Here is an 18371-nt window from a genome sequence, read left to right on the forward strand (position 1 = left end):
GTCAGCGCCGACAGTCACCGAAGTGCGACGGTCCTTCCCGGTCGGCGGCCGGGGAGGACCGTCCGCGTACCCGTGGCCGGGCGTGCCGAGTATCACCCTGGACAGCTTCCATGACTGCCGGGTAACTTTTGAATGTATCTGAGCAAGCGCTTAGCCAGGCCGGCCGAAGCTGATCTAGGAGGCACCCCGTGCGCCGTACGGTATTCAACGAGGACCACGAGGCGTTCCGGGAGACCATACGCGCCTTCATCGAGGCAGAGGTCGTCCCCCACTACGACGAGTGGTTCCAGCAGGGCATCGTGCCTCGCGAGCTCTACACCAAGCTCGCCGACCTCGGCCTGTTCGGCATCAACGTGCCCGAGGAGTTCGGCGGCGCCGGCCTGGAGACCCACAAGTTCGAGGCCATCCAGTACGAGGAGACCGCCCGCGCGGGCGTCAACTTCGGCGGTTCCGGCGTGCACGTCCTGCTCGCCCTGCCGTACATCAAGATGCTCGCCAACGACGAGCAGAAGAAGCGCTACCTGCCGAAGTTCGTCTCCGCCGAGGAGATGTGGGCCCTCGCGATGACGGAGCCGGGCACCGGCTCCGACCTCGCGGGCATGAAGACCACCGCCAAGCTCTCCGACGACGGCACGCACTACGTGCTCAACGGTTCGAAGACCTTCATCACCGGTGGTGTCCACGCCGACCGCGTCATCGTCTGCGCCCGTACCTCGGCGCCGACCGCCGAGGACCGCCGCTTCGGCATCTCCCTGTTCGCCGTCGACACCAAGTCCGAGGGCTACTCCCTGGGCCGCAAGCTCGACAAGCTCGGCCTGCGGACCTCCGACACCGCCGAGCTGGCCTTCTCCGACGTGAAGGTGCCCGTCGCGGACCTGCTCGGCGAGGAGAACAAGGGCTTCTACTACCTCGGCCAGAACCTGCCGTCCGAGCGCTGGGGCATCGCCTACGGCGCGTACGCGCAGGCCAGGGCCGCGGTCCGGTTCGCGCAGCAGTACGTGCAGGAGCGCACCGTCTTCGGCAAGACCGTCGCGTCCTTCCAGAACACCAAGTTCGAGCTGGCCGCCTGCCAGGCCGAGGTGGACGCCGCCGAGGCCGTCGCCGACCGCGCCCTGGAGGCCCTCGACGCCGGTGAGCTGACCGCCGCCGAGGCCGCATCCGCGAAGCTGTTCTGCACCGAGGTCGCGCACCGCGTCATCGACCGCTGCCTCCAGCTGCACGGCGGCTACGGCTACATGAACGAGTACCCGATCGCCCGCCTCTACGCGGACAACCGGGTCAACCGCATCTACGGCGGCACCAACGAGGTCATGAAGTCGATCATCGCCAAGTCCATGGGCCTGTGAGAGCGGCTACGTTCCTTTCATGAGCGCAGCACTCGACTCCCTGCTCGATCTGCTCGACCTTGAGCAGATCGAGCGGGACATCTTCCGGGGGACGAGCCGTTCGGCGGTCGTCCCCCGTGTCTTCGGCGGCCAGGTCGCGGCCCAGGCCCTGGTCGCCGCGGGCCGCACCGTCCCCGCCGACCGCACGGCCCACTCCCTGCACTCCTACTTCCTCCGGATGGGCGACCCGGGCGCACCGATCGTCTACAGCGTCGACCGCATCCGCGACGGCCGCTCCTTCACCACCCGCCGGGTCGTCGCAGTCCAGCACGGCCAGCCGATCTTCCACCTCTCCGCCTCGTTCCAGACGTACGAGGAGGGCCTGGAGCACCAGGCGGCCATGCCGTCCGCCCCGGACCCGGAGACGCTGCCCACGGCGGCGCAGATGCTGCCCCGGTACGCGGACCGTTTCAGCGGGCCGGGCGTCGTGGACCGGCTGATCGAGGCACGGGCCGCGGTCGACCTCCGGTACGTGGACGCGCCGCCCTTCGGCACCGTCGGCGAACCGCGTGAGCCCCGCTCCCAGGTGTGGTTCCGCACCAACGGCAAGCTCGCGGACGATCCGCTGCTCCATGTCTGCATGGCGACGTACGTCTCCGACATGACGCTGCTCGACTCGGTGCTCCTCGCCCACGGGCGCGGCGGCTGGGCGGTCGGCGACGTGGTCGGCGCGAGCCTCGACCACGCGATGTGGTTCCACCGGCCGTTCCGGGCCGACGAGTGGCTGCTGTACGACCAGGAGTCGCCGTCCGCGTCCGGCGGGCGCGGGCTGGGTCAGGCCCGGATCTACACCCAGGACGGCCGGCTGGCGATCACCGTCATCCAGGAGGGCGTGGTCCGCGTCCCCCGGGACTGACGCCCACCGGGACCGACGCACACCGGGGTCGCCGCTCCCCGGCAACGGCGCACCTCCGCGCCGGTCCGGGGCCCGCCGGCCCGCCCCGCGTCGGCGGGCCCCGGACCGCCGGTTCGGACATACTCCCCACCATGAGCGACCAGACCACGAGCAACGGGACCGTGCCCGCCGAGAAGTCCGGTGGCGGGGAGTCCACCTTCACGGTCGTCGTCGCGGCGGCCGCCAACCTCGGCATCGCCGTGGCGAAGGCCGTCGCCGGGCTGATCAGCGGATCGAGCGCGATGCTCTCCGAGGCGGCGCACTCGGTCGCCGACACGGTCACCGAGCTGATGCTGCTCACCGCGCTGAAGCGCAGCGAGAAGCCCGCCGACGAGGAACACCCGCTGGGCTACGGCCCCGAGCGCTACATCTGGGCGATGCTCGCCTCCGTGGCCACATTCGTCGGCGGTGCGGTCTTCTCCATCTACGACGGCGTCCACACCCTCGCCGCGGGCGAGGACCTCGGCGACCCGCTCGTCTCGTACATCGTGCTCGGCGTGGCCTTCCTGCTGGAGGGCTACTCGCTGCGCACCGGGGTCCGGCAGGTCCGCGGCGAGGCCGCGCGGCTGCGGGCGCCCGTCGGGCACTACTTCCGCCACACTCCCGACACCGCGGTCAAGGCCGTGGTGATGGAGGACTCGGCGGCGCTGGCGGGTCTGCTGCTCGCCGCGGGCGGCCTGCTCGGCGGCCGGCTGACCGGTTCCGGGGTCTGGGACGGCATCGCGTCGATCCTGATCGGTCTGCTGCTGGTGTACGTCGCCTGGGTGCTGGGCCGGTCCAACGCCCAGCTGCTGATCGGCCGCCCGGTGCCGAAGCCGATGCGGGCCGGCATCCGCGAGGAGCTGCTCTCCGTCCCGCACATCATCGACGTACTGGAACTCACCACGCTCATCCAGGGCCCGGCCGAGATCCTGATCGCCGCGAAGGTCGACTTCCGGGACGCCTCGACCGCCGACCAGATCGAGTGGGCGTGCGAGGAGGCGGAGGAACAGCTGCGGGAACGCTATCCGTCGGTGCGCCGGGTGTACCTGGACCCGACGCCGGGCCTGCGGCAGCGGCGGCGCCGGGCGGGCGGGGCCGGTGCCTGACCGGGCCTAAGAGCGGGCCAGGTTCCGAAGTTCCTGGACGGACATGTTCCCGGCGCGGGCCGCGAGGTGGTCCTGGACGGTCTTGTGCAGGAAGGCGTAACCGTCCCCCGCGCGGCGCATGATCGCCCGGTCGGTCGCGTAGTCGAGGAACCCCCGCTGGAGGTGGTTCATCACCGGCGCCCCCAGGAGCGGCAGGGGCACCCGGTAGACGAAGACCATGCCCCGGTAGACCCGGTTCGGCCTGCTGGCGGGGTTCCCGGCCTCGTACCCGCTCATCCGCCGCATGCCCCGCAACATCCAGTACATCCACGACGGCAGGAGCCGCCTGGCCACGTCGTCCGGTGCCTGGAGCACGATGTGCGAGGGATCGTTCGGGTAGTACACCGTCGCGTGGACCAGGCTCAGGCTCTGGGCGAGCCGCAGCAGATCGGCCTGCACCTGGCCGGCGGGGCGTCCCGGCGTGATCGGCCGGCCGCGCAGGCTCCGGTCGCGGTGGATCATGCGCTCGATGTAGGCGTCGAAGATGCGCCCCCTGCGCTCCCCCGCGTCGCCGGAGGCCGCGACCTCGGTCTCGTCCACGCCCTCGTAGGCGAGGACGGCGACGCCCAGCATGAGCGGTGTGGTCAGCAGCCGGGCCAGCACCGGATCGGCGGCCGCCGCTGCCGCCAGGCCGCGCAGCCGTCCGCCCGCGCTGTTGAGCAGGGCGTGCACGGCGGCGACCTCAAGGGGCTGTACGCAGACCGCGCCGTTGACGGTGAGCCGTTGCGCCAGCTCGTCGTAGTCGGTCGAGCGGCAGGAGACGGCGATCGGGCACTGCGGGTGCTGCTCGGCGGAGAGCAGTCCGTTGATCGCCCGGACGCAGTCGCCGCGCAGGTCCGGGGCGACCTCGTCGAGCCCGTCCAGGACCAGGGCGATGCCGTTGTCCCGCAGCAGTGCGAGGCCGGTCGCCCGGGGCACCCGGTACCGGCTGTGCAGTTCGTCGAGGATCCATCGTACGAACGGTTCGCCGTGCCAGTCGGTCAGCAGCAGGAAGGCCGGTACGGGCGCGGTGCCGTCCCGCTCGGCCGTCTCGATCAGCTTCTCGGTCAGTTCGAGCATCCGCGAGGTCTTGCCGGCGCCGGGGGCGCCCAGCACGAGGAGCTGGCCGCGGTGGCGGTCGAAGACCTCGTCGATCCGGGTGCCCGCGGGCAGCGGCACCCCGCTCCCCTGCCCACCGGTGATGAGCCGGGGCGCGCCCCAGGGGTCGTGCACGGCCGCCTGCTGCTCGGCCAGGCCCAGCTCGATCCGTACCGACCGCTCCCAGGTCCGGTCGGCACCGTCCGTCCAGCTCCGGCGCACGGCGTGCAGCAGGGCGGCGCGCGCCGAGGCCCGTTCACCGGCGCCCGGCTCGGGTACCGCGTCCTGTGGCACCAGGCCGCGCAGATGCACGATGTAGAGGAGCAGGCCCACCAGCACGAAGGCGACAGTCGCGCCCACGACGAGCGTCCGGCGGTCGTCGCCCGCGAAGCCCTTGTAGATGTCGGGCAGCAGCCCGGCGGCGAGCTCCTGGAGGATGAAGAGGGCGAGCAGGATGAGCAGCCCGGTGAGAACCGATCTCGAACCGCTCCTGCGGGGCCGCTGCCCCGGTGCAAACATGCGCCCCCCACACCCCACGTCCGATGTTCGTGGCGCAGAGTAGCAACTGTGCGGGCAGGACGCGGAGTTACGGCCCCGGCTCCGGGCCGGGGACCGGAACCGGCCCCCCGCCCCGCCCCGCCACCGGGATCGGCTCGGCGTCAGCCCCGCGTCAGCCCCGCCGCGTCCAGCAGGTACTCCGTCATCGGGTCGTAGAACCGCGGGTCCAGTACATGGTCGTCCAGCGGAACGGCCACCTGGAGCGTCCCCTCCGCCTCGCCGAGGAAGAGTGCCGGGTCGTTGCAGTCCGCGTACCCCACCGCGTCCAGACCGCGCTGCGCCGCGCACCCGGCCCAGCCGTGGTCGGCGACCACCAGGTCCGGCAGCGGGCGGCCCTCGCGCTCCAGGCCGTCCAGGATGGCGGCCATCGGGGCGGGCGAGTGGGTGTGCCAGAGGGTCGCACCGCGCTCCTGCACCGCGACGTCCGCGAACTGGAACACCATGCCCTCGTCGGCGATCAGCCCCGAGGGAATCCGCACGATCTCGCAGCCGGCGGCCCGCAGCGCGTCCGCCGTCTGCCGGTGCACGTCGAGGAGCCCGCCCGGGTGGCCGGTCGCGAACAGCACCCGCTCCGACCCCGCCGCCGCCTTCCGCAGCCGCGCCGCCATCCGCTCCAGAGCGTCGACGGTCAGCTCCGGGTCGATGGTGTCCTGCCCGAACCGGTGCTCCGGGTCGTCGCTGACCCCGCAGCGCTCGGCCATCACCGCCAGCACGTCCTGCTCGTCGCGCCACCGGTCACCGAGCTCCAGGCCCAGCCAGTAGTGGCGGTCGCCGTTGGCGAGCTTGCGGTAGTGGGAGAGGTTGTTGTCGCGGGGTGTGGCGACGTCTCCGGCGATACGCGTACGGACGAGATGTTCGACGAGGGCGGCACGGCTGGGTATCGGCATGAACCCATTGTGCCGTCAGGTGTGCGCAGTGTGCCGGGTGTCCTGCACGACGGGCGGACCGGATCCGGCCGCCGCTCAGGGCAGCCGGGTCGAGTGCGTGATCTTCTGCAGGTGGTAGTACTGGGCGACGCACTTGGCCGGCCACGCCCGCCGGCCGTGGTCACCGAAGGGCTCCAGCATCCCGCTGACCGACACCGGCGTGTACGGGAGCACCCGGGCGCCGCGCGCCGCCCCCTCCCGCAGCGCCCGGTCCTGCCGGTCCCAGCGCTGGGCACGCACCTCCATCTGCCGTTCCAGCCGGAGCAGCGGGACGGCGAGGCCGACGCAGGTCGCGGCGCACATGGCGGCGGCGACGCCCGCCGTCGCCGCGCGGATCCCCCACCGGCGGGCCCGCAGCCGCCGCCCCGCCAGGGCGCCCACGCCGACCAGGAGCAGCACGTACAACAGGAGGAAGTCGCCCCAGACGCGCGAGGCGTTCCCCACGCTCGCTCCGAAGGCCGGGTAGGCGATGACGAGGCAGAGGTAGCCGGAGACCAGGAAGGCGAGGAATCCGGCGAGGACCACAAGGAGGGGCCTGCGGCGCAGCGGCCCGTCCGGCTCGTCCGTTCCCCGCTCGCCCCCGCGCGCCAGCAGACCCAGCAGCACGCCGACGGCGACCGCTCCCAGGTACGGCCAGGTCGTGAAGACCGTCCCCAGGACGTGTCCGAACGCCCGCAGCGCCGCGGTCAGCGCCTCCGGGCCGAACATGGCGGTGCTGTCGGCGCCGAACCGTGCACGCCGGGTGCGTGCGCCGGGCGACAGGTACAGGATGGCCGTCCCGGCGGCGACCCCGGCGAAGGCGACCACGCACCAGATGCGCGTACGGGTCCGGCCGGTCCCGGGCAGGGCCCACCGGCTCAGCAGCAGGACGGTGGCGAGCACGACGAACGCGACGATCGCCGTCTCCTCCGACAGGGTGCCGATGAACATCCCCGCCAGGTACGCGACGACGAGCGCGAAGTCGCGTCCCCGCCGCGTCCGTGCGCGCAGCAGCGGGATCACGGCGGCGCAGGCCAGCACCGGTGCGACGGTGTGCGAGACGGAGGAGGCGGGCCAGTAGAACGCCTTGTACGGGTTGGGCGTCGCGAAGAAGAAGAGCACCGCCGTCGTCGCGCCCACCAGCAGCGCGAGCCCGCGGGGCGCGGTCAGCCCGGCCCTCTTGAGCGCGGAGTCGATCAGCGCCCAGAGGATGCCCAGCATGAGCACCCCGCTGACCAGGGCGAACCACTGGTGGCCCGGGACGCCGAAGGCTCCGTACCCGATGACGAGCAGTGCGTTGGCGATGCGTCCGTTGTCGTGGAGGAAGAACTTCCCGATCATCCCGGAGGCGCCCCCGTCCCGTACGACCGGCAGGAAGCACCAGTCGTCCCCTCCCGGGCGGACCAGCCGGCCGGCCCAGAAGGCCGCGCCGAGCAGGGCGAGCGGCAGCAGGGCGAGGCCCGACGTCCCGATCGCCGCCCACCGCCGCGCGGGGGGCCGACCGGGTTCCGGCGGCCGGGTGGATTGTTCGCCCTCGGCCTGTGTGCCGGCGGATTTCGACGTGTCCGTGGTCATGTGCACTGGTGCCCTTCGTACGTTGCTCGCGTCCTTGACGACAGGGTCTGGAGGCTCAGGCGGTGGGTTCAGGGTGTGGTGTGTCCGGTACTGCTCCCGGCCGGGCCGCCGCTCTGCCGGGCGAGAGCCGCGCCGGAGTCGATGGCCCAGCGGGCGAGCAGGAACGAGAAGGGGGTGGCGAGAATCCCCGCGGCCACGGCGGCGATGTTCTTGTCCATGCCCAGCCTGCTCACGCCGAGGTAGAGCAGAATTCCGGTGAGTACGAGATTGACGACGCTCGACAGGGGATACCGGACGAAGGCGTGCCAGGTCGGCTTCGTGCGGCAGGTGATGCAGGAGTTGAGCAGGAATGACCCCACGACGCCGACCGTGTATCCGATGACGTGTGCGGCCAGATAAGGAATCCAGGAATTCAGTGAGGCGTATACCGCCAGATATACCGCCGTATTGATGATCCCGATCATCCCGAATTCGATGAACTGGCGCAGGGTGCGCCTCCTCGACGCCCCGAGCGCGGTCGCCCCGGTGCGCCCCGCCGACGGCCTCCCGCCCCCGGGGGCGGACGGGCCCGAACGCGCCCCGGCCGGGATGTCGACCGGGGGGACGTGCGGGGATTCGCTCGTCTCCCGCACCAGGTAGTGCGGGCGGCGTTTCGACTCGGAGTAGATCCGTCCCACGTATTCGCCGATGACGCCGAGCGTGGCGAGCTGGATTCCGCCGAGCGCCACGACGGCGGTCAGCAGGGTGGTGTAGCCGGGTACGACGACGCCGTGGCGAACGACGCCGACGATGGTCCACACGGCGTATCCCAGTGCCGCCAGCGCGAGCGCGAGGCCGGCGTGGATGGCCAGGCGCAGCGGACGGCTGTTGAAGGAGATCAGCCCGTCGATCCCGTAGTTGAGCAGGCGTCTGCCGCCCCACTTCGAACGCCCCGCCGCGCGCTGGATGTTCCGGTAGGTGAAGCCGACGGTGTCGAAGCCGATCCAGGAGAAGATCCCCTTGGAGAACCTGTTGGTCTCGGGCAGGGCGAGCACGGCGTCCACCGCGGTGCGTGACAGCAGCCTGAAGTCGCCCTCGCCGTCGACGACCTCGATGTCCATGCACCGGCCCATGGCCCGGTAGTAGAGGGCGCTGAGAAAGGTGCGCAGGACGCCTTCTCCCGCGCGGTCGCGCCGCGCGACGACCTGGTCGTAACCGCGCTGCCGCAGCTCCAGCATGCGGGGCAGCAGTTCGGGCGGGTGCTGGAGGTCGGCGTCCATGAGGACGACGGCGTCACCGCGGGACATGCGCAGTCCCGCGAGCATGGCGGCCTCCTTGCCGAAATTACGGCTGAAGGAGGTGTAGCGGACCCGTCGGTCCGCAGTGGCGAGCGAACCGATCCGGTGCCTGGTCCGGTCGCTGCTGCCGTCGTCGACATAACAGATCTCGAAGGTCCACCGAGTCGGTTCGAGGGCGGAGATCAACGCACGGTGGAATACCTCGATGACCTCGTCCTCGTTGAAACAGGGGACAACGACCGAAACCTGACATGTTTTCATTTAAATTCCCCATCAGGCGTGGGCGGGACAGCTCAAACCATAAGCCTGAGGGCCTCGCGAAACCGCGCCCGACGGAGCGCTTCGGGGAAAAGGAAAGGGAATGCGAGAAGACACCTCGCCCTTTCCTGTCAATTCATATATTCAAGGCCGGGCGAAAACCGCGGACACACCCGCCGGACACCCGCCCACCCGCCCTACGCGCGGGCCGCCGCCTCGAACGCCCCGCGCGCCAGCCGGTGCAGCAGTGCCGCCGTGTCCGCGCGGTCCGGCAGCGCGCCGGGCCGGCCCAGGTGCGGGGTCGAGTTCAGCAGGCCGAAGACGGCGTGGACGGTGGCGCGGGCCTCGTGCTCGGGCAGGTCCGGGTACATCTCGCGGACCACCTCCACCCACACCTCGACGTACTGCCGCTGGAGCTGGCGGACCCGCTTGCGGTCGGCGTCCCGGAGACGGTCCAGCTCGCGGTCGTGGAGGGTGATCAGTGGCCGGTCGTCGAGGGCGAAGTCGATGTGGCCCTCGATGAGCGCGTCGAGCAGGGCCCGCGGGGAGCCGCCCTCGCACGCCGCGTCCTCCGACACCCGCAGCTGCCCGCCCGCCAGCAGCCGCTCACTGATGCCGACCAGCAGCTCGGCGAGCATCGCGTCCTTGCCGGGAAAGTGGCGGTAGAGCCCGGGTCCGCTGATGCCGACGGCAGCACCTATCTCGTCGACACCGACGCCGTGGAAGCCGCGCTCGGCAAAGAGGCGGGCGGCCTCCTTGAGGATCTGCTCGCGGCGAGTGGGGGCGTCCGTCCTCGTGGTCATGGATTCGATTCTAGACAGTCGGGTTAGCGAACGTTAACCGACGCCGGGCCGCGCCCACAGCGTCACCGTGCGCAGCAGCCACTCCACCGGCCCCAGCCGGTACCGGCGCATCAGCCACCCGCTCAGCGCGAGCTGGCCGGCGTACAGCACGATCCCCCCGCCGACCGCCGCCGCGGCACCCGTACGGCCGTACAGCCCGAGCCCGTACCCGGAGAAGACCAGGGCCATGACGAGGGACTGGGTCAGGTAGTTGGTCAGCGCCATGCGCCCGGCGGGTGCGAGGACCCGGGCCGTCGCGGCGCCGCCCGGCGTGGCGAACCACAGCAGCAGCCCGGTGGCGTACGCGGCCGAGAGCGCCGGGGCCGCGGCCATGCCGACCGCCAGGCCCAGCAGCAGCCAGCGCTCCGACAGCGGCCCCACGATCGCCGCGGCGGAGAAGGCCGCCCCGGGAATCCCGACGGCGAGACCCGTCAGGAGGATGCGGCGCAGCCGCGCCCGGTCCGCGAGGACGGCCGCGCCGAGCCAGTGCCGTCGTCCGGCGACGAACCCCACGAGGAAGGCGGCGACGACGAATCCGCCCATCAGCACAACGGCCGCCAGGATCTCGGGCAGCGCCCGGATGTTGGCGCCGACGACCTCGGCGAAGCCGCCCCGGTAGGCGGCCGTCAGCTCGGCGTTCGCAGGGGCGGACGCGCCCGCCCCGGCCGGGTCGAACAGCGCGAGCCCCAGACCGATCAGCAGCAGAAAACCACCGGCGGCGCCGAACACCCACAGCGCCGCCCGCCATGCCCTGGCGGGTCCGGCGTTCCGGGCGGCCAGCAGGACCAGTCCGAGCAGGGCGTACACCATGAGGATGTCGCCGCTGTACAGCAGCACCGCGTGGGCGAACCCGAGCACGAAGAGCGCGGCCAGCCGCCGTGACATCCGGGGCACGAAGCGCGCGCCGGCGCGGGCGGCCGAGTCCATCTGGAGGGTGAAGGCGTATCCGAAGAGGAAGGAGAAGAGCAGGTAGAACTTCGACTGCGCGAGCAGCACGACGAGCCACTGCACGGCTCCGTCCGCCGCGTGCACCTCGGCGAGGAGATCCCTGGCGCCCGGCGGCCCGGCGGTCGTCATGAGGTTCACGGCCAGGATCCCGGCGAGTGCGAACCCGCGCAGGGCGTCCACTTCCAGGATGCGCGACTTCCCGGTCACCCCAATGGCAGGCCCCTCCCCCGCGCCCGCGCCCCGCACCGTCTGCGACTGCTGCGTCATCCGCCTTTTCCCCCACCCCGAAGGTCATCGCCGGTCCGCGACCGGCGCCGCCCCGGGTCAGGGGGCGGCGCGGGCCATTATTCCGCCCTGGACAAGGCTGTTAGCGCTCGTTAACCTGAAGTCGGACGTTAACGGTCACTAACTACTGCGGTACGGGCAAGGGGGCTCGACACGATGCAGCAGGCACCGGTGCTGGCGAGCGCGGCCGATCCCGCCTCCGAGGCCTGGAAGGCCAACGAGGCGGCGCATCACGCGCTCGCCGACGAGCTGCGGGAGCGGCTCGCCACGGCCAGGCTCGGCGGGGGTGAGAGGGCCCGCGCCCGGCATGTGGCGCGCGGCAAGTTGCTGCCCAGGGACCGGGTGGACACCCTGCTCGACCCGGGTTCCCCGTTCCTGGAGCTGGCCCCGCTGGCGGCCGAGGGGCTGTACGGGGGCGCCGCCCCGGCGGCCGGCGTGATCGCCGGGATCGGCCGGGTCAGCGGCCGGGAGTGCGTGATCGTCGCCAATGACGCGACCGTCAAGGGCGGCACGTACTACCCGATGACGGTGAAGAAGCACCTCCGCGCCCAGGAGGTGGCGCTGGAGAACCGTCTCCCCTGCCTGTACCTGGTCGACTCGGGCGGCGCGTTCCTGCCGATGCAGGACGAGGTCTTCCCGGACCGCGAGCACTTCGGGCGGATCTTCTACAACCAGGCGCGGATGTCGGGGGCGGGCATCCCGCAGATCGCCGCCGTGCTGGGTTCGTGCACGGCGGGCGGGGCGTACGTCCCCGCGATGAGCGACGAGGCCGTGATCGTCCGCAACCAGGGCACGATCTTCCTGGGCGGTCCCCCGCTTGTGAAGGCCGCGACCGGCGAGGTCGTGACGGCCGAGGAGCTGGGCGGCGGCGAGGTGCACTCCCGTACGTCCGGGGTGACCGACCATCTCGCCGAGGACGACGCGCACGCGCTGCGGATCGTGCGGAACATCGTCGCCACGCTGCCGGACCGGGGCGCGCTGCCGTGGTCCGTGCGGCCCGTCGAGGAGCCGAAGGTCGATCCCGCGGGCCTGTACGGCGCGGTCCCGGTCGACTCCCGCACCCCGTACGACGTGCGCGAGGTGATCGCCCGGGTCGTCGACGGCTCGCGGTTCGCCGAGTTCAAGGCCGAGTACGGGACGACGCTGATCACCGGCTTCGCCCGGATCCACGGCCACCCGGTCGGGATCATCGCCAACAACGGCATCCTGTTCTCCGAGTCCGCCCAGAAGGGCGCCCACTTCATCGAGCTGTGCGACCAGCGCGGCATCCCTCTGGTCTTCCTGCAGAACATCTCCGGCTTCATGGTGGGCCGGGACTACGAGGCCGGCGGCATCGCCAAGCACGGCGCCAAGATGGTCACGGCGGTGGCGTGCACCCGCGTGCCGAAGCTGACCGTCGTGGTCGGCGGTTCGTACGGGGCGGGCAACTACTCCATGTGCGGCCGGGCCTACTCCCCCCGCTTCCTGTGGATGTGGCCCAACGCGAAGATCTCCGTCATGGGCGGCGAGCAGGCCGCGTCCGTCCTCGCGACGGTCAAGCGCGACCAGCTGGGCGACGACTGGAGCGCGGCCGACGAGGAGGCCTTCAAGGCCCCGATCCGTGAGCAGTACGAGACCCAGGGCAACGCCTACTACGCCACGGCCCGGCTCTGGGACGACGGTGTGATCGACCCGCTGGAGACCCGGCAGGTGCTGGGACTGGCCCTGACCGCGTGCGCCAACGCTCCGCTGGGTGAACCCGGCTTCGGCGTCTTCCGGATGTGAGGAACAGATGACGATGTTCGACACCGTTCTGGTCGCCAACCGCGGCGAGATCGCGGTCCGTGTCATCCGCACGCTGCGGGAGCTGGGCGTCCGCTCGGTCGCCGTCTTCAGCGACGCGGACGCGGACGCCCGGCACGTGAGGGAGGCCGACACGGCGGTACGGATCGGGCCCGCCCCCGCCGCGATGAGCTACCTGAGCGTGCCCGCGCTGCTGGACGCGGCCCGCCGCACCGGCGCGCAGGCCGTCCACCCGGGATACGGATTCCTCGCCGAGAACGCGGGCTTCGCGCGGGCGTGCGCCGAGGCGGGACTGGTCTTCATCGGCCCGCCCGCCTCCGCGATCACGCTGATGGGCGACAAGATCCGGGCCAAGGAGACGGTCGCGGCGGCCGGGGTTCCCGTGGTGCCCGGCTCGTCCGGGAGCGGGCTCACCGATGCCCAGCTGGTCGACGCGGCCCGCGCGATCGGGATGCCGGTGCTGCTGAAGCCCTCGGCGGGCGGCGGCGGCAAGGGCATGCGACTGGTGCGCGACGAGGCGCTGCTCGGGGACGAGATCGCGGCCGCCCGGCGCGAGGCCCGGTCCTCGTTCGGCGACGACACACTGCTGGTGGAGCGCTGGATCGACCGGCCCCGGCACATCGAGATCCAGGTGCTGGCCGACGCCCACGGCAACGTGGTCCACCTCGGCGAGCGCGAGTGCTCGCTCCAGCGCCGCCACCAGAAGATCATCGAGGAGGCGCCCTCGGTCCTGCTCGACGAGGAGACCCGGGCGGCGATGGGCGAGGCGGCCGTCCAGGCGGCCCGCTCCTGCGGCTATGTCGGCGCGGGCACGGTGGAGTTCATCGTCCCGGGCAACGACCCCGCCTCCTACTACTTCATGGAGATGAACACCCGCCTCCAGGTCGAGCACCCGGTCACCGAGCTGATCACCGGCCTGGACCTGGTGGAGTGGCAGCTGCGGGTCGCGGCGGGCGAGCAACTCCCGTACGGGCAGCAGGACATCACGCTCACCGGCCATGCGATCGAGGCCCGGATCTGCGCGGAGGACCCGGCCCGCGGCTTCCTGCCCTCCGGCGGCACGGTCCTCGCACTGCACGAGCCGCAGGGCAACGGCGTACGGACGGACTCCGGCCTCGGCACGGACGGCGAGGTCGGCAGCCTGTACGACCCGATGCTGTCGAAGGTCATCGCGTACGGCCCCGACCGGGCCACCGCCCTGCGCCGGCTGCGCGCGGCGCTCGCGGACACGGTGATCCTCGGCGTCCCGACCAACGCCGGATTCCTGCGCCGCCTGCTCGCCCATCCGGCGGTGGTGGCGGGTGACCTGGACACGGGGCTCGTGGAGCGCGAGGTGTCCGGCCTGGTCCCGGAGGGCGTCCCCGAGGAGGTGTACGCGGCGGCGGCACTCCTGCGGCAGTCCAAGGCCCCCGCCGACGCCTCCGGCTGGGTCGATCCCTTCTCGGTGGCCGACGGCTGGCGGCTCGGCGGCACCCCGGCCCGTACGGTGCTCGACTTCCGGCTGCCGGGCCGCGATCCGGTGCAGGTCTCGCTGCGCTCCTGTCCGGCCGGTACGGAGCTGGCGTTCGGTCATGTCGGCGAGGGCGCCGAGCCGCCGCAGCCCGTGACGGGTGCCTGCGGCCCGCTGGCACCGCTGCCCGGCGGCAGGGAGACGGCCAGGACGGTCGAGGTCTCCGGGCACCGCATCGCTCTCGAACTCGCCGGTGTCACCCATGCGTTCACCCATGCCGCGTCGCCGGACGGCGTGTGGCTCGGCCGGAACGGCGACAGCTGGCACGTACAGGATCACGACCCGGTGGAGGCGTCGCTGGCCGGCGCGGGCCGTTCCGGGGCGGACACGCTCGCCGCACCGATGCCCGGGACGGTCACCGTGGTGAAGGTGGCGGTCGGGGACGAGGTCGTGGCCGGGCAGAGCCTGCTGGTGGTGGAGGCGATGAAGATGGAGCACGTCATCTCCGCCCCGCACGCCGGGACCGTGACCGAGCTGGACGTCATTGCCGGTGCCACGGTCGCCATGGACCAGATCCTGGCCGTGGTGGCCCCCGCCGAGGCTCCCGAGGAGAAGGCGTGACGACGACCCGCACACTGCCCATGACCGTGCCGGCCCAGGATCTGCCCGCCCGGGTCCGTATCCACGAGGTCGGTGCCCGCGACGGGCTGCAGAACGAGAAGGCCGTCGTACCGACGGAGGTCAAGGCGGAGTTCATCCACCGGCTGGCCGCGTCGGGCCTGACCACCATCGAGGCGACCAGTTTCGTGCATCCCAAGTGGGTGCCCCAACTGGCCGACGCCGAGGACCTGTTCCCCCGGCTGGCCGACATCGACGGCGCCGCCCTGCCGGTCCTGGTCCCGAACGAACGCGGCCTGGACCGGGCCCTGGCGCTCGGCGCCCGCCGGATCGCGGTGTTCGGCTCGGCGACCGAGACGTTCGCCGCCCGCAACCTCAACCGCACCGTCGACGAGTCGCTCGCCATGTTCGAGCCGGTCGTCGCCCGCGCCAAGGCCGACAAGGTGCATGTCCGCGGCTATCTGTCGATGTGCTTCGGCGACCCGTGGGAGGGGCCCGTCCCCGTACACCAGGTCGTCCGGGTCGCCAAGGCGCTGATGGACCTCGGCTGCGACGAGCTCTCCCTCGGCGACACCATCGGCGTCGCCACGCCCGGCCACGTACAGACCCTGCTCTCGGAGCTGAACGAGGAGGGCGTACCCACCGACACCATCGGCGTGCACTTCCACGACACCTACGGCCAGGCCCTCTCCAACACCCTCGCCGCGCTCCAGCACGGGGTGACCACGGTGGACGCCTCCGCCGGCGGCCTCGGCGGCTGCCCGTACGCGAAGAGCGCGACCGGAAATCTCGCCACCGAGGACCTCGTGTGGATGCTCCAGGGCCTCGGTATCGAAACCGGGGTCGATCTCGACGCGCTCACCGCCACCAGCGTGTGGCTCGCCGAACAACTGGGCCGGCCCAGCCCGTCCCGTACCGTCCGCGCGCTCTCGGTGCGATAGACACCCGTTCCCACAAGGAGTGACCCCTGCCATGTCCCTGGACCACCGGCTGACCGCCGAACACGAGGAACTGCGGCGCACCGTCGAGGAGTTCGCGCACGACGTGGTCGCGCCGAAGATCGGCGACCTGTACGAGCGGCACGAGTTCCCGTACGAGATCGTGCGGGAGATGGGGCGGATGGGCCTGTTCGGGCTGCCGTTCCCGGAGGAGTACGGCGGCATGGGCGGCGACTACCTCGCCCTCGGGATCGCCCTGGAGGAGCTGGCCCGGGTCGACTCCTCCGTGGCGATCACCCTGGAGGCCGGGGTCTCGCTCGGCGCGATGCCCGTCTACCACTTCGGCACCGAGGAGCAGAAGCGGCGGTGGCTGCCGAGGCTCTGCTCGGGCGAGGCGCTCGGCGCGTTCGGCCTGACCGAGCCGGACGGCGGTTCGGACGCGGGCGGCACCCGGACGACGGCGGTGCGCGACGAGGCGGCCGGCGAGTGGGTGATCAACGGCTCCAAGTGCTTCATCACCAACTCCGGTACGGACATCACGGAGCTGGTCACGGTGACGGCGGTGACCGGCCGCAAGGAGAACGGCGCCCCGCGCATCTCCTCCATCATCGTGCCGTCCGGCACCCCCGGCTTCACGGTCGCCGCCCCGTACTCCAAGGTCGGCTGGAACTCCTCGGACACCCGCGAACTGTCCTTCACCGACGTCCGCGTCCCGCTGGCCAACCTGCTCGGCGAGGAGGGCCGCGGCTACGCCCAGTTCCTGCGCATCCTGGACGAGGGCCGGGTCGCCATCTCCGCCCTGTCCACGGGCCTGGCGCAGGGCTGCGTGGACGAGTCGGTGAAGTACGCCGAGGAGCGCCACGCCTTCGGCAGGCCGATCGGCGCCAACCAGGCCATCCAGTTCAAGATCGCGGACATGGAGATGCGCGCCCACATGGCCCGGATCGGCTGGCGCGACGCGGCCTCGCGCCTCGTGGCGGGCGAACCCTTCAAGAAGGAGGCCGCGATCGCGAAGCTGTACTCCTCGACGGTGGCGGTGGACAACGCCCGCGACGCGACCCAGATCCACGGCGGCTACGGCTTCATGAACGAGTACCCGGTCGCCAGGATGTGGCGCGACTCCAAGATCCTGGAGATCGGCGAGGGCACGAGTGAGGTACAGCGGATGCTGATCGCCCGCGAGCTGGGCCTGCCGTCGTCCTGACACAGCGCCGGCACAATGGGGCGGGCCTCCCCGGAGGCCCGCCCCATCCGTATGCCCGCGCCCTCCGCCGCGGGCCTCACGCCCCGCCCTCCGGAGGCCGAAGAAACGAAGCTTCCAAGCGGGCGTCGGCGTCTCGTCCGTGCTCCTGGTCAGCAAGCCGTACGAAGAACGCCGCGCCAACGCCACGGCGCGCAAGCTGTGGTCGGGCGTCGAGTTCGTGAGCGCGTCGAGCCCGATGACCTTCGAGGAGTACGTGGCGTCCATCCAGGACGAGCGCCTGGTGACCGACATGCTCGTCGGTGCGCTGCAACGCCTGATGATCCACCCGGCCCGGGGCTTCATGGTCGCCGACCCCGTCCCCGGCGAGGAGACAGTGGCGTACGAGCGGTTGTGCCGTGCGGGGTTCACGAGCCGGCTGGTGACGGGGGACTCGGGCGTCCACCGTTGAGGCCGGTCGGTCAGTAGCGGTGGCTGGGCCAGTGCGGGTCCTCCCAGCGGGCGGGGCCGGTGAGGCCGAGCAGGCGTATGCGGTGGAGCAGTTCGCCGGGTGCGCCGTGGGCGATGAGGCGGGGCCGGGCGTGGCCCAGCAGCCAGGCCGTCAGCTCGGCGCGCCTCTCACCCCCGTCGTCCTCGCTGTCCCAGGCGTCCCAGGGGAGTTCGTCACCGAGGAGGTGGTACTCCCAGTGGGCGGCGGCCTCGGTGAGGTGCTGGGTGGCAGGGGTGCCGGTCTGCGTCTCCCAGTGGGCGAGCCACGGGGTGAGCGCGCCGGATGCCTCGACGACCACGGCGAGGAGTTCATGGGCCGGGACGGCCGGGACCGGGTCGGTGAGGGTGTGGGACCACCAGGCGTGGAGGAACTCCCGGACCGTCGCGCCCTGTTCGGCCGGCCACTGCTGCCAGTGACCCCGGTCGAACGACCGGCCGATCTCCTCCGGGCCGAGGAAGGGTTCGACGCGGCCCGCGACGAGGGACCGGGCGAACTGAGGGAGGATCCGGCGCAGCACCGACGCGTGGTCGCTCCAATCGGCAGCCCGCCAGGTGCGTTGCAGGAGATCGTCGTCCAGCTCGACGTCCGGGACCTTGAGCTGGGCGAGATCCTCGGCACTGCCCCAGTGGCACTCGCAGTTGTTCTCGTCGGGGCGGGCGGTCATGCCGCGGAAGGTGGCCGCGAGGCCGTCCAGTGCGGCGTCGAGGCGGCGGCGGGCGGGGGGCGCGGCGGAGGGGCGTGAGGAGGTCATGGGCGTGAT

The 18371-nt window shown here is 71.8% G+C and carries 14 protein-coding genes and 1 pseudogene; 8 read left to right on the forward strand and 7 right to left on the reverse strand.

The genetic code is table 11. The features are described 5' to 3' along the window. Window positions 1-188 precede the first annotated feature (188 nt). The 3 genes from ACFVH0_RS17845 (at window position 189) to ACFVH0_RS17855 (ending at window position 3368) form a co-directional block, all read left to right on the forward strand. Window positions 189-1346 carry an acyl-CoA dehydrogenase family protein gene (locus tag ACFVH0_RS17845; RefSeq protein WP_342281486.1) on the forward strand — a complete coding sequence of 386 codons (1158 nt, stop codon included), beginning with the start codon at window positions 189-191 and terminating at the stop codon, window positions 1344-1346. A 19-nt stretch (window positions 1347-1365) separates the two neighbouring features. Beyond that, window positions 1366-2241 (forward strand): acyl-CoA thioesterase II, encoded by an 876-nt coding sequence (locus tag ACFVH0_RS17850; protein ID WP_259935169.1) that lies wholly within the window; start codon window positions 1366-1368, stop codon window positions 2239-2241. A gap of 131 nt (window positions 2242-2372) precedes the next feature. Continuing rightward, entirely contained in the window at window positions 2373-3368 is a 996-nt protein-coding gene (locus ACFVH0_RS17855; protein WP_385821179.1) for a cation diffusion facilitator family transporter, read from the forward strand. Between the two features lie 6 nt (window positions 3369-3374). Here ACFVH0_RS17855 and ACFVH0_RS17860 read toward each other — a convergent pair whose 3' ends face one another. From ACFVH0_RS17860 to ACFVH0_RS17885, 6 genes are all read right to left on the reverse strand, one after another. After that, window positions 3375-5003, reverse strand: a complete 1629-nt coding sequence (locus ACFVH0_RS17860; protein WP_385821181.1) for an NACHT domain-containing protein — start codon at window positions 5001-5003, stop codon at window positions 3375-3377. Window positions 5004-5143: 140 nt separating this feature from the next. After that, window positions 5144-5929, reverse strand: a complete 786-nt coding sequence (locus ACFVH0_RS17865; protein WP_259935167.1) for a phosphatase — start codon at window positions 5927-5929, stop codon at window positions 5144-5146. A gap of 75 nt (window positions 5930-6004) precedes the next feature. Then, window positions 6005-7522, reverse strand: coding sequence for a DUF6056 family protein (locus tag ACFVH0_RS17870; protein WP_385821183.1), 1518 nt, complete (start codon window positions 7520-7522; stop codon window positions 6005-6007). Between the two features lie 68 nt (window positions 7523-7590). Continuing rightward, window positions 7591-9060 (reverse strand): glycosyltransferase, encoded by a 1470-nt coding sequence (locus ACFVH0_RS17875; protein ID WP_385821185.1) that lies wholly within the window; start codon window positions 9058-9060, stop codon window positions 7591-7593. Between the two features lie 194 nt (window positions 9061-9254). Beyond that, window positions 9255-9860 (reverse strand): TetR/AcrR family transcriptional regulator, encoded by a 606-nt coding sequence (locus ACFVH0_RS17880; RefSeq protein WP_385821187.1) that lies wholly within the window; start codon window positions 9858-9860, stop codon window positions 9255-9257. Between the two features lie 33 nt (window positions 9861-9893). Then, window positions 9894-11114, reverse strand: coding sequence for a DUF418 domain-containing protein (locus ACFVH0_RS17885; protein WP_385821189.1), 1221 nt, complete (start codon window positions 11112-11114; stop codon window positions 9894-9896). A gap of 174 nt (window positions 11115-11288) precedes the next feature. Here ACFVH0_RS17885 and ACFVH0_RS17890 point away from each other — a divergent pair, with 174 nt between their 5' ends. The 5 genes and pseudogenes from ACFVH0_RS17890 to ACFVH0_RS17910 form a co-directional block, all read left to right on the forward strand. Next, entirely contained in the window at window positions 11289-12896 is a 1608-nt protein-coding gene (locus ACFVH0_RS17890; protein ID WP_385821191.1) for a carboxyl transferase domain-containing protein, read from the forward strand. A 13-nt stretch (window positions 12897-12909) separates the two neighbouring features. Further along, window positions 12910-14985 (forward strand): acetyl-CoA carboxylase biotin carboxylase subunit, encoded by a 2076-nt coding sequence (locus ACFVH0_RS17895; RefSeq protein ID WP_385821193.1) that lies wholly within the window; start codon window positions 12910-12912, stop codon window positions 14983-14985. 20 nt (window positions 14986-15005) lie between these two features. Next, window positions 15006-15923 (forward strand): hydroxymethylglutaryl-CoA lyase, encoded by a 918-nt coding sequence (locus tag ACFVH0_RS17900; protein ID WP_385821324.1) that lies wholly within the window; start codon window positions 15006-15008, stop codon window positions 15921-15923. A gap of 31 nt (window positions 15924-15954) precedes the next feature. After that, window positions 15955-17124: an acyl-CoA dehydrogenase family protein gene (locus tag ACFVH0_RS17905; protein WP_385821195.1), complete on the forward strand. Its 1170-nt coding sequence runs from the start codon at window positions 15955-15957 to the stop codon at window positions 17122-17124. Between the two features lie 115 nt (window positions 17125-17239). Further along, window positions 17240-17572, forward strand: a pseudogene (locus tag ACFVH0_RS17910) (YdcF family protein); the annotation flags it as partial. Between the two features lie 10 nt (window positions 17573-17582). Here the strand turns inward: ACFVH0_RS17910 and ACFVH0_RS17915 are convergent. Next, entirely contained in the window at window positions 17583-18362 is a 780-nt protein-coding gene (locus ACFVH0_RS17915; RefSeq protein ID WP_385821197.1) for a hypothetical protein, read from the reverse strand. Window positions 18363-18371 lie beyond the last annotated feature (9 nt).

This window comes from Streptomyces sp. NPDC127117 (assembly GCF_042677325.1).
In the GTDB taxonomy this organism is placed as follows: Bacteria; Actinomycetota; Actinomycetes; order Streptomycetales; family Streptomycetaceae; genus Streptomyces.